Origin of the sequence: Providencia heimbachae ATCC 35613 (genome assembly GCF_001655055.1) — a bacterium.
In the GTDB taxonomy this organism is placed as follows: domain Bacteria; phylum Pseudomonadota; class Gammaproteobacteria; order Enterobacterales; family Enterobacteriaceae; genus Providencia; species Providencia heimbachae.
Window position 1 is genome coordinate 20508 of record NZ_LXEW01000014.1, and the last position, 11866, is coordinate 32373.

General features: G+C 37.9%; 11 protein-coding genes. 4 read left to right on the forward strand and 7 right to left on the reverse strand.

Annotated features, from left to right (window positions below; all coding sequences use genetic code 11):
• Nucleotides 1-42: 42 nt before the first annotated feature.
• The 4 genes from M998_RS03605 to M998_RS03620 all read right to left on the reverse strand — a co-directional run bounded on the left by M998_RS03605 (nt 43) and on the right by M998_RS03620 (nt 4680).
• On the reverse strand, nt 43-1179 hold the full coding sequence (locus M998_RS03605) for an AAA family ATPase (RefSeq protein WP_068442763.1): 1137 nt from the start codon (nt 1177-1179) through the stop codon (nt 43-45).
• On the reverse strand, nt 1176-1886 hold the full coding sequence (locus M998_RS03610; protein ID WP_068446444.1) for an RNA ligase family protein: 711 nt from the start codon (nt 1884-1886) through the stop codon (nt 1176-1178). Before M998_RS03610 ends, M998_RS03605 begins: the two co-directional genes overlap by 4 nt.
• Nucleotides 1887-2197: 311 nt before the next feature.
• Nucleotides 2198-3016 carry a VanW family protein gene (locus M998_RS03615; protein ID WP_068907603.1) on the reverse strand — a complete coding sequence of 273 codons (819 nt, stop codon included), beginning with the start codon at nt 3014-3016 and terminating at the stop codon, nt 2198-2200.
• A gap of 347 nt (nt 3017-3363) precedes the next feature.
• On the reverse strand, nt 3364-4680 hold the full coding sequence (locus M998_RS03620) for a CitMHS family transporter (protein ID WP_068907605.1): 1317 nt from the start codon (nt 4678-4680) through the stop codon (nt 3364-3366).
• Nucleotides 4681-5402: 722 nt separating this feature from the next.
• Here M998_RS03620 and M998_RS03625 point away from each other — a divergent pair.
• Entirely contained in the window at nt 5403-6494 is a 1092-nt protein-coding gene (locus M998_RS03625) for an NADH:flavin oxidoreductase/NADH oxidase (protein ID WP_068907607.1), read from the forward strand.
• 76 nt (nt 6495-6570) lie between these two features.
• On the opposite strand, the gene M998_RS03630 is transcribed toward M998_RS03625, so the two are convergent.
• Both M998_RS03630 and M998_RS03635 read right to left on the reverse strand, forming a co-directional pair.
• Nucleotides 6571-6894 (reverse strand): hypothetical protein, encoded by a 324-nt coding sequence (locus M998_RS03630; protein ID WP_068442751.1) that lies wholly within the window; start codon nt 6892-6894, stop codon nt 6571-6573.
• Nucleotides 6895-7057: 163 nt separating this feature from the next.
• Nucleotides 7058-7927 (reverse strand): DMT family transporter, encoded by an 870-nt coding sequence (locus M998_RS03635; protein ID WP_068907608.1) that lies wholly within the window; start codon nt 7925-7927, stop codon nt 7058-7060.
• A 375-nt stretch (nt 7928-8302) separates the two neighbouring features.
• On the opposite strand from M998_RS03635, the gene M998_RS20030 reads away from it, so the two are divergent.
• On the forward strand, nt 8303-8500 hold the full coding sequence (locus tag M998_RS20030; protein WP_068442746.1) for a hypothetical protein: 198 nt from the start codon (nt 8303-8305) through the stop codon (nt 8498-8500).
• A gap of 83 nt (nt 8501-8583) precedes the next feature.
• On the opposite strand, the gene M998_RS03645 is transcribed toward M998_RS20030, so the two are convergent.
• The gene (locus M998_RS03645; RefSeq protein ID WP_068442742.1) at nt 8584-10056 is read right to left on the reverse strand and encodes a DASS family sodium-coupled anion symporter; all 1473 of its coding nucleotides are present in this window, start codon (nt 10054-10056) and stop codon (nt 8584-8586) included.
• Nucleotides 10057-10767: 711 nt separating this feature from the next.
• On the opposite strand from M998_RS03645, the gene cutA reads away from it, so the two are divergent.
• Nucleotides 10768-11115, forward strand: a complete 348-nt coding sequence (gene cutA, locus M998_RS03650; protein ID WP_068907610.1) for a divalent-cation tolerance protein CutA — start codon at nt 10768-10770, stop codon at nt 11113-11115.
• Nucleotides 11116-11497: 382 nt separating this feature from the next.
• Nucleotides 11498-11839 carry a carboxymuconolactone decarboxylase family protein gene (locus tag M998_RS03655; protein WP_068442737.1) on the forward strand — a complete coding sequence of 114 codons (342 nt, stop codon included), beginning with the start codon at nt 11498-11500 and terminating at the stop codon, nt 11837-11839.
• Nucleotides 11840-11866: the final 27 nt, after the last annotated feature.

Consider the following 11866-nt stretch of genomic DNA (forward strand, 5'->3'; position numbering starts at 1 on the left):
ATAACCAACGTCATTTAAGCCGCAGGTACGCGGCTACGTTAATCAAATCTCATCCCATAAAGTGACAAAGTTGCCATTGATGAAATAGGAAACCTGATGAGCCTCGTCTGGTGTTGGTAATTCAAGTTTGGTTGCCATTCGCGCCATTACATTATCCGGCACCGCATGTTCACGCTGACGATTCTGCTGTTCCCATTGCTTGAACGGTACCTCTAAATAAATCAAATGTACTTTGGCTTGATAACGCGCAAACAGGCTAATCATCGTTTCGCGTAATGAAGCACTTAACGATGTGGCATTCCAAATAAAATCTTTTTTCGAACGCAGCAAAATTTTTGCGTGTTCTTTAGCTTGCTGAGCAACCCACCCCTGCGCATTTCTATCCGCCGGATTGATTTTATGCGTGCGCCTGATCTCATCAAGGCAGACAATTTCAGTCTGGGAATAAAACTGTTGAATGAAGTGATCTTTCCCCATTCCGGGTAAGCCACACAACATAATGACTTCGCTCCCCTGTTCTTCAAAAGGCGCATAATCAGGGGTTCCCCGTTGATAATGAAAATAATGAAAACGCCCTGCTAATGAAGCAAAATTTTTCGGTTGATGCCAACAACCTTGTTCACGGCAAAAAAGCTCAAATAACTCGATACGCGCCAGTAAATCCGCTTTATCATCACAAGTTCGGCCAATCGCATCTGCTTTCGCTAACATGCACAATAAAGACATATCAACGCGTAAAGAGGCGGCAAATAGCGCCCGTTCGGGATCGGGTTTTTCCATTACCCATAATGGCAACCCGTGAAAGCGCACTAATGCAGCAATTTGCTCACGAATAACAAAAGGCGTCTCCCGTTCGCGAAAGAGAATATTTCTGACCGATAATTCCCCTTTTTTGGCATGTCCTGGAGAGCGGATCCGCCCATCCTCTTCCTTTGTCGTGCTACGCTTTTCTACATCATGCAATAATGCAGCCGTCCAAACGATATTTTTCTGTAATGAAGAAAGTTGCTGATATTCAGATAAACTTTCTAAAGCGGCCAATACCATTTGCGTGTGAATAGCCACATTACCTTCCCCGTGATGTTGGCTATCTTGGGGAACCGCTTGCATATCTCGCACAAATGTAAATTGTGCTTCTAACTGCGACCATTCACGCTTATCCGTCAATTGCCAAATCATGGGTTACCGCCTTGGCATTCAAAGGCCAATTTTGCACGCTGCCAATGACGCTTCCAATGAATATCTGTTTTTACATGATTTTTACGTACATATTTAAAAATATGTTTCATAAAATCATCCACATGAAAACCTTGGCTATCGCGAGTAACAATACCTTCCATGCTGCAAGGATTTCCCGTATGGGTATCTCTGGCAATAAATTGGCTATCTAACGATGCCGCAGCAATTAATGATCGAGAATATTCTTGCTCTGTTAAGTGTTTGTCGATTGAAATATCCAATTGTGGAACCGTTGGAAAATCAAACAGTGATGCATAAAATTTCACTTCGTCCCAACTGAGCCAATGTTCACCTTGCCTCACCGCAAACACATAGAAGTAATCTTCAATATGTTGATATTCAATTGAATGAATGGCGTACAAATTTTCACCAAATAACTCAATGTCACCGAGATCATCTTTAATTAACTGCCAACGTTGGCGAATTTGCTGACTCCACGCGGATTGTGTCGGCGCGCCATGAGAGCGAGCAAAGACACCATGCCGGTTCAAGCAATTATTTTCACCATCGAGTTTTTCAGTATGAACAAGTTGTTCAATATTTTGGATGTGGGACCACCAGTCGCTATTAATACGATCATCGCTGGTCGTGCCGGGTGAGAACGGATAGTGATACGTTCTACCGTACTTTCTTGATTGCATATTCATCATGCTTTCTCTAAAAAAATAGAAATAACAACAATTCTTTTGCCAGAATTGCGTTCTTATCCTCAAAATAATTCGAGTTGTAGGTAGGCGACAAGTCAATAAGCACAGTCAACAGCGCGGTAACTTGAAGTATGACGAGGATAAATATTGAGAAATCAAGTGCGGTATTACATATCTATTCCGAGTAACGGCCTCATGGTTATGTCTTTCTTAAGAAAAATAGCAAGAAATCATTAAATTAATGAAAATTCTAGTCGAATAGTCAAGTAAAAGGCTATCAATCTATTCCTAATTTGATATCAACAAGCATTTTACTCAGCGCTAATTTGGCTTTCATTTACCAAGTATTTTACAATGACTTTATTACGATACAAGCACTTATCTTGTAGTGTAATAGGTTCCTGCCCTTTGGTCGTCACTTTTTGCCAAATTTCATTATGACGATAAATAGCACCATTTTGTCGTGTAAATTTATGGTTTTGCTGGTAAATATGATATTTTTCCTCACGCGGTGAAGAGCACAATAATTCACCTTCGAGCTGGTGCTCGGCAATATTGAATACCAATTGGAATATAGTTTGCGTTGGGTTGTAAAAGACCAGATCAATATAATTATAAAAGATAGCCGCCCCAGAACCGAATGGCAGTACTCGCCCTTCATCAGGGAATGGGTCAAAACTGTGGTTTGCACGCTCAATGACTTGTAATGGTGAGTGTAAAATCATCCAATGAATTAAGTTACTTAGCTGACAAATTCCCCCACCAATACCTGAACGGGCTTCACCAAACGATAATTCCATTCCTTCCACAAAACCACGTTTTTCGCTTGGTTTTCCGACCAAAAGACAAAATGAAAAATACTCTCCCGGTGCAATAACAATACCGCTCATCGCTGCTGTTGCAATACGTAGGTTAATCACTTTATTGTGCTGTAATCTAAGGTCGGAATCACCGAGTTTACGAATAAGCTTTGAGGTATGTTTATTATAGCGATGCGTCAACCGTTCACTTTTGATATTTTTTGCATATTGTCTGGTTGAAAATGTCCAATACAACCAGCGAACAAAACGCTTTTGCCTTACTCTCAACCAATACAGTAACGGATGATATGATGATAATGGCCGACGCATGAAAGTCCTTATGAGGATATATTCCATGAATAATCCCATACTTATCCAATCATCAAAATAGTAACTGTCTGATATTTAATGTTCAACTTAGCAACTACTTCGTTTTTTCTTCCATTATATCTTAGCCGCCGCCCTTTCCATTGTAGTTTTGATTTCAGTTTCTATTTTTATTTTTTATTTTTTATTTTTTATTTTTTTAATTCCCGAAAATTTGCTCTAAGGATTTCAAGCAGCAGCTAGGCGGCAAGGGAGTTCATTTCTGGGAACATACATAAGTATGTGACTAGAATGAATGACCGCAGCCAACAACGCTGCGGTTTGAAAGACGACGAGCAAAAACGAGGAGATTAATAAAGGCCGAGAGCCCCGCCGACTGCCAGCGTAAAGAAACTAAACACCCAAATCCATCCAAACGAATAACGTAAATGTTTACCCATATCGATCCCTGCAAGCCCCATCGCTAACCATGCAGCTGGAGAAAACGGGCTGACAAATGTTCCCGCATTATTACCTATTGCCATTGCATACACCACTGCGGATGGATCAACACCTGCGGTTGCCGCTATTTGCTGAATAATTGGCAGTAGAGCAAAGTAATAAGCATCGGTACTGGTAAAGATATCCATTGGTACGCCGAGTATACCGACGAAAATATGAATTTTGGATACCCACTCCGTTGGCAATATCGCGGTTAAATCTGTGGCGATCGATTGCAGCATTCCACCATCAGATAAAATACCCAGAAATGCCCCCGCGGCTAATATTATCGCGACCATTCCCAATGCTTGCGGTGCATGTAGTGATAACACTTTCATTTGATCTTTTGGATTAGGATAATTAACCAACAATGCGATTGATAGTGCAATCATAAACACATACGGTGCTGAGAGTAGACCAAATGCTAAGCAAATAACGGAAGCAATTATTAATCCACCATTAATTAATGGTTTTTTCGGTTTATGAATAACATCATTTATTTCCGCGTTTTCATCACTGAAAGGCAATAAAGAATCCATTTGATATGGTGTTGTGCCTTTCAGCGCAGCGGCTGCAATACGGCGTTTTTCCCTAACCCCCATAATAGTGGCAAAAGCGACAGCACCCAGCATACCGATAAGCTGCACTGGAATAAGCCCCTGCCAAAGCACTGAAGCATCAATACCTGTTACCGCAGAAGCTCTACCTAGTGGCCCGCCCCATGGCACCATATTCATGATCCCCATGCTGGTGCACATGAGTAATAGCATTAAATATGGACTCATTCCCAGTTGGCGATACAAAGGTAACAGAGCAGGAATAATGATTAAGAATGTTGCCGCACCAGAGCCATCTAAATGCACAACGCCTGCAATTAATGTGGTCATAATACAAACAATAATGACATTTCCTCGCGTCATCTTAACCATTAAACGAATTAGCGGATCGAAGATATGTAAATCTTTCATCAGGCTGAAGAATAGAATGGCAAACAGGAACATGGCTGCCACTTTTGAAACTTTATTTATGCCACTTTCAAAAAAGACGGAGATTTCAGGTATAGAATAACCGGCTAATAAAGCACCAATAAATGGAATGCAGGACATTGCAATAATAGGGCTAACTTTACCCATCATTAATAAAGTCACAATTGAAAGTATGATTAAAATACCAATAATCGTTAACACATTTATTTCCTTCTTAGAATTATATTTTTTCAGGTGAATGAATTTCTATCAAAAATTGCATACGAATATCATTGAGCGTTAATTATCACTTCAATATTTATTTAAGCTCATTGAATATCTACATATTGCTTATATAAATCTATCTACCCACATGCAAGATGAAATTTATTTTTTTGCTGCCTTAACATGCCATTTACAATTATAAAAATCATACTTTAGAATAAAAAAATAGATTAAAACTCTATTAGAACCATTAAAACCATTGATATTTATTAACACCATTTCAATTTGGTAATTAATGTTTTAATTGCTAACATACAGATTATCAGTCTCTAATTATTATTAATTGTACAACTATTTTAGTTTTTCTATTATTTTTTATATAAATACGTGTTCATAATAAGTGAGAGTACAGAAATTTATACTTTTTACTGTTTTTCTCAAATTTATACATAACGACTTGCTTTTTTGTCTCATCACCAGCAAAAAAATCAGCTAAAACTGTCAATACCACACCTTCTCACAAAAAAAATTCATCGGTATTTGTATAATGTAGGAATCATTCAAACTTATACCCATCATGATTTGAGTTACGGCTAAGCTAATGAGCGTAATCAACAACGCTATAATTTTAAATGTGGTTGGTATATACCCAAAATAATTCGAGTTGCTTGTAGGCGCAAAGCGAAAATAACCGATGAGCATAGATAAGGAATACACCAATGAGCCACCTCTTTTCCCCCGCATCAATTGGTCAAGTTTCACTAAAAAATAGAATTATTGTTCCCCCTATGTGCCAATATTCAGCAGTCGATGGTATGCCTACCGCTTGGCATCATGCCCACTATATGAACCTTGCGCTATCCGGCGCAGCACTTGTGATTGTTGAAGCCAGTGCTATCACCCCTATTGGCCGCATTACCTATCAAGACCTTGGTATATGGAATGATGCACAGATGGAAGCCATCAAACAAATGCTGACGGATATCAGACAATTTTCAGATGCACGTCTAGGTATTCAAATTGCGCATGCGGGCAGAAAAGCGTCTACTGACCTACCTTGGCATGGTGGCAAAAGCCTAAGCGCGGCAGAAAAAAATGGTTGGCAAACGGTCTCTTCATCATCTCTCGCTTTTGGGCATAACCACCCGCCTCGTGAACTTAGCATTAGTGAGGTACTAGAAGTAAAACAACACTTTATTGATGCTGCGAAACGAGCAGAAAAAGCAGGATTTGATGTCATTGAAATTCATGCGGCCCATGGTTATTTACTGCATGAATTCTTATCACCAATATCAAATAAACGGCAAGATGAATACGGCGGTAGTTTTGTTAACCGTAGCCGCTTACTGCTGGATGTTTTTCATGAAATAAGAGAGGCGATAGATCCCAATATTGCGATTGGCGTACGTATTTCAGCAACTGACTGGGTAGAAAATGGTTGGGATGTTCCTGAATCTATCGAACTTACCGAATCACTCGAAGAACTCGGTTGTGACTATATCCATATTTCGTCTGGAGGGCTTTCAGACAAACAACAAATACCATTAAGTCCTAATTATCAAGTTCCCCTTGCTCAAGCTATTCATGAGAACACCATGATGCCCGTTATTGCCGTAGGTTTAATTACTGACCCTCTTCAAGCAGAAGCGATTATTGCAACGCACCAAGCTGATTTTGTGGCAATTGGTCGAGGCATATTATTTGAACCACGTTGGCCATGGCGTGCAGCGACAGTATTGAATGAACAAATTGAAGTTGCCCCACAATATTTACGCAGTGCCCCCCATCAGTTTAAAAATATGTTTAAGTAAAAAATAAAAACCGCAGCCTTATTAAAGCTGCGGTTTTTGATCAATTCAGCCATTAAACTATCTTAGTTGATAAGTATTAACGTGAACTTGTTGAGCACTGCTGAACAAATTCAATCATTGATTTTTCGAATTCAGGCTCTGCTGCTGCGCCTGATTTTTCTAATTCTGCATCCATACGTTTGAATTCTTTCAAACCATATTTTTCAATCGTTTTATCGTAAGCACAACCACAAATTGCTTTAACAGCATTCGCTGTTTCGCCTTCAGGATTTCCAGAAGCCACTACGCAGGTGTTCACAAAATTTTCTTTGTATTCTGCAATTTCAGCTTTTTCATCGGAACAAGCCGATAATACTGCCATAGCACCCGTCATAGCTAAAATTAATGCGATCTTTTTCATTTCAAACCTATTATTTTTCTGTTTACAGACACGATTAATCCCAATAAACGAAATAAGAACTTCATATTAAGATTAATATCCCTACCACCAATATCTTGTATTTAATAATAGCGCCTTTGATATAAAAAATCTGCCGTCATTAACTTATTTTTATGATTAACACTTATCTTGATGAGTTAAAGGATCGCCAACGATAATAAAACAACGCCAACAAAATAAGAATACAACCCACTACTTGGATAAAAGGCATCCTTTCATGATACCAAATAGCGGCTACAAAGACTGTCATCACAGGCTCTAATATCATTATAATTGCCGCATTGGCTGCCGTTGTATTTTTCTGTCCGAGTAGTTGTAAAACAAAGCGTAAACTGGTGGCAATCACAACACTCGCAATAAACCAAATAACCGTAGATAGCGCTAAACTTGAAGGCCATTGCTCCAAAAATAACGACAGCACCAAGCCGACAACGCCAGTACAGGCTAATTGTATTGTCGTTAAGGGCAAAATAGGGACACTGCGGGCATATAAGCTGGTATAACAAAAATAGATTGCTTGAACAATTGCGGCACCGAGGAACCATAATTGACTGGCTTTAAACTCTAATTGAGCTTTGAAAAGAGTTAAGCAAGCCAGCCCTAATATTGCTACGGGCAAAGCTTCCCAGAAATAGCGACTTGGCCTGTTTTTAAGGATCACCCATGCAACAAGTGGCACAAATAGCATCGCGAGGCTCATAATAAAGGCCCCTTCCCCTAATGAATCCGTCGTTGCCACCGCATAGATCCACAAAACAAGGTTTAGCGCCATCCACCCGCCAGTCATGAGAATTTTAGGCAACTGCTTTAATTTTATTTTATTCGATTTACCACGACAAAAAGGGAGTAAAATAATTGCCGCTAATAAAAAACGGCTACCAAGAAAGCCGAATATCGGCATACCTTGCACTGCTTCGCGAGAAAAGACCCATCCCCATGCTGCAATCATGGTTGTCAGCACTAAGAATAACTCTGCTTTTCGTTGTGAATGCATTTTTACCTCTAAACGTTTTCACTGCTTAATAGTTTTTATCATACTGCCTTTTTTTGACAAGCCAATCATATTTTGGCTTTTCGGCAAGTTAATTAAAATAAAAACATCAATCAATAATATCCTTAATAAATAGGACCATTAATCAAAAAAACTTCCTCTTAAAGGCGATTTTTTAGCTTTTATCTTCCTTATTTATTGACCTTTTTTTTATCACCTCCTCCATTGTGCAAAAAATGAGGAAATTGACTTATAAACCCATCAATTTTTCTTATTTTTGATTCTGAGATAATCATGACATAACAGAAAAACACTTCAGTCAAACAGTCAGTCATCGGGGTTGTTTTTCATTTCAAACAATGGGGAAATATCAATATCATGGATAATAAATTACATACAGATATAGATATAATCAGAAAGGTTAAGCAATCAATAAAAGCTCGAAAATATGCTCATGCTGATGAAATAAGCCTGTTATGGCAATACGCTATGAAATCAACTGAAACCATAAGCTGGTCAAAAATAATGCTGATGTCTCTTGCTATCTGCATCATAATAACTTTATTTGCTTATTGATTAACTTACCTTTAAGTATAAAAAAAGCTGGAACGATACTAAAGAGCCAGCTTTTTTATTGCTTTAATTTAATGGTTTATCTGTTACCAATAACCTAAGAACTTCCACCAAACGCTACCGATAAAGAACCAAATGGTTAAGTTCACCACACTCATTACGAAACCCGTTTTCCACCACTCACCCAACGTTGCGTAACCTGAACCAAAAATAATCGGTGCGGTTCCTGTTCCGTAATGCGTCAAAGACATCATTAATGAAGATGAGAAAGCAAGGGTTAAACCTAACAACATCGGTGGTGCGCCAAGTGCTAACCCCGCAGCGAAGAATGCGGCAAACATTGCGGTAATGTGAGCCGTCGTACTCGCAAAGAAATAGTGAGAATAGACATAAATTAGCACCAGTATTAGCATGCCCCACACCCAACTAATCCCCATACTATCAATAGAGCTGCCTACGGTTAGTGACATCCACTTAATTAGACCTAATTTACCAAGGAAGCTTGCCATCATCACCAGAGCGGAGAACCAAACTACGGTATCCCAAGCACCTTTATTTTTAAGCACGTCATCCCAATTAATAACACCTGTTGCTAATAAAACACTCAGCCCGATAAATGCAGCGGTGGTTGCATTAATGCTAAACGCAGGCCCAAATAACATTGCTGGAATACCTGCCCACATAATTAACAATAAACCAAATACAGCAAGCGTGATTTTTTCAGGTAAAGAAACTGGACCTAATTGCTGTAAGCGTTCTTTTGCAAAATTAGGCGCATCTGGTGTGGATGTAATTTCAGGCTTATACATCAAATAAATGACCAGTGGCATACAAATTAATGACACGATCGCCGGAACAAATGCAGCAATTGCCCACATGCCCCATGTTAGTTCATTATTTTGGCTAGTCTCACTAATAATTAAACTGACGATTAATGGGTTAGGCGCAGTCGCCGTAATAAACATCGCCGATGTAATAGGATTAATATTATAGTTTACTAAAGAAAGATAACGCCCTATTTTTCCCGCCGTTCCATCTTCTGCTTTGGAACCAAAACTGTCTGAGATAGAACGCATGATTGGGTGAATAATTCCCCCACCTCGGGCGGTATTACTCGGCGTTACTGGCGCTAGTATTGTCTCAGCAATTGCTAAAGAGTAAGCAATCCCTAATGTTTTTTTACCAAATAATGAAATGACGTAATATCCAATTCGAGCCCCTAACCCTGTTTTATTCAAACTCATGGAAACCATGATTGAAATACCAATTAGCCAAATTAAGTCATTCGAAAAACCACTTAGCGCGTCTGCTATTGCTCCCTTTGTCGATTCAGGGTTAGTCACTCCAGTGACAGCAACAAGGGAGATTGCCACGATAGAAACACCACCAATAGGTAATGCTTTACCAATTATTGCGGCGATTGTACCAACAAATAAAGCCAAAAGGTGCCAAGCATTAGGATTTACACCCTCTGGTACAGGAATAATGAACCAAATAATTAAAGCGATGGCTACAGCGATTAGGGTCGGAATAGGTTTTAACGGCGTCAATTTATTCATAAGGGTATCCATACAAGTTTTAAGATGGAATTACAGAGAAAACACAGTTATATATTCTGTTATTTATCTTCATGTTAACAAATCATCATCTATAAACCTTGATCGTTATCAGTGAGTTACTTTATTTTAGATAAAAAGTGGCTCATTTTGTAACGAAATGTAATTAACCTCTTATCATCAACGCTTTTAATTTGCATTGTCTATAAAAGTACCAATTTATTCTAATCAGAGAATAAGAATAAATATAGCAATTAGAATAATCATTTACCCACTTACTGGGTAAAAAATGAATAAGCAGTTAAAACATAAAATATTTCGTCACATGTCACTAATATACAAAAAAAAACAATACAGTTATATCTTCATCCTCAAAACTGTAAGCTGAATCGAATTAACAATATTCAATATAAAAAAATCAATTAAATGACTTGAATATATATTATTAACACCAAAACCCAATTCAGACTAAAAATCAACCTAACAGAATGAAAAGCAAGCAACCATTGAGCAAGAATTAGCCTGCAAACAACTTTTTTTTATATATCGGCGGTATAGTAATCATATTTGTTACTTAACATGATAATAGCGAAAAGTAATAATTAATCTTATATCAATCCCCCCACTTTATCTTTTATACATTTCAGTTTTATTTAATCTAAAATTAATAATGAACCTATTCTGAATAAAATTAAAATGATTGAGGAAATAACAATGACCCACAATGACACATACAGTTCAATTTCTCAGCAGCCTTGTATTATTTTATGTACGACAAATAGCCAAGAAAGTGCAATTAAAATTTCGCAACATTTACTTAACAATAGACTAGCCGCTTGTGTTTCATTATTACCGGAAATAATATCGCTATATCTTTGGAAAGGAAATATTACACAAGATAAAGAAATCTTATTGCTGATCAAAACAACTCAAGAAAATCAATTGGCTCTATTTAAAGCAATTAAAGATATTCACCCTTATGAAACACCAGAACTGATTCGGCTTGATCCAAGCCAAGTGGAAGATAATTATTTGCAATGGCTGTTAAATTCTGTTCGATAAGTAAACAACAAACCATATCTGTATGAAATATAAATAAATATGAATCATCCACCTTACCCTCTTTACGAGTTTACAATTTTCACTCGCTGGTCGGCTATGGTTAACTATAATTTAATGATATATAAGTAGACTCGCTTTATATTTATTTTCCCTCCTCATCATTTCGGAGGGTTTTTTTTATCTAAAAAAATAAAAAGTGTTAAATGTCATAACTTTCGATAATGACCTAAATGAAAAGTCAAATAGGCAGTCTTTAGGTAAATTTAAAGAAATTAGCTCCAATTATTAATATTGTTAACTATAGACCTTGATAAATAACATTTATATATTATATTAAAAAGTATAATGATTTCATATAACATAAAAATGTAAGGGATGATTCATGGCTAAGTTTAAAGATGTCACTCGTAATATTTCCGAAAATTTATCGCATTTAAGTAAAAATATTCCTGATGTAATGGGGCAGTTTTCAGGACTTGTTGCCGCGGGAACAAAAGATGGCGCACTCGATAAAAAAACCAAAGAACTGATTGCAATTGGGATCGCCGTTGCTAATCGCTGTGATGGCTGCATTGGCTTTCATACCAAAGCATTAGTCGATTTAGGCGTGACAGAACAAGAGTTATCTGAAGCCCTCGGCGTTGCCGTATTTATGGGCGGTGGACCATCCGCGATGTATGCGGCTGAAACGATCAGCGCCTTCAAGGAATATTCAGAAAAGTAAAAATATCAAATGGATAAAGGAAGCCAA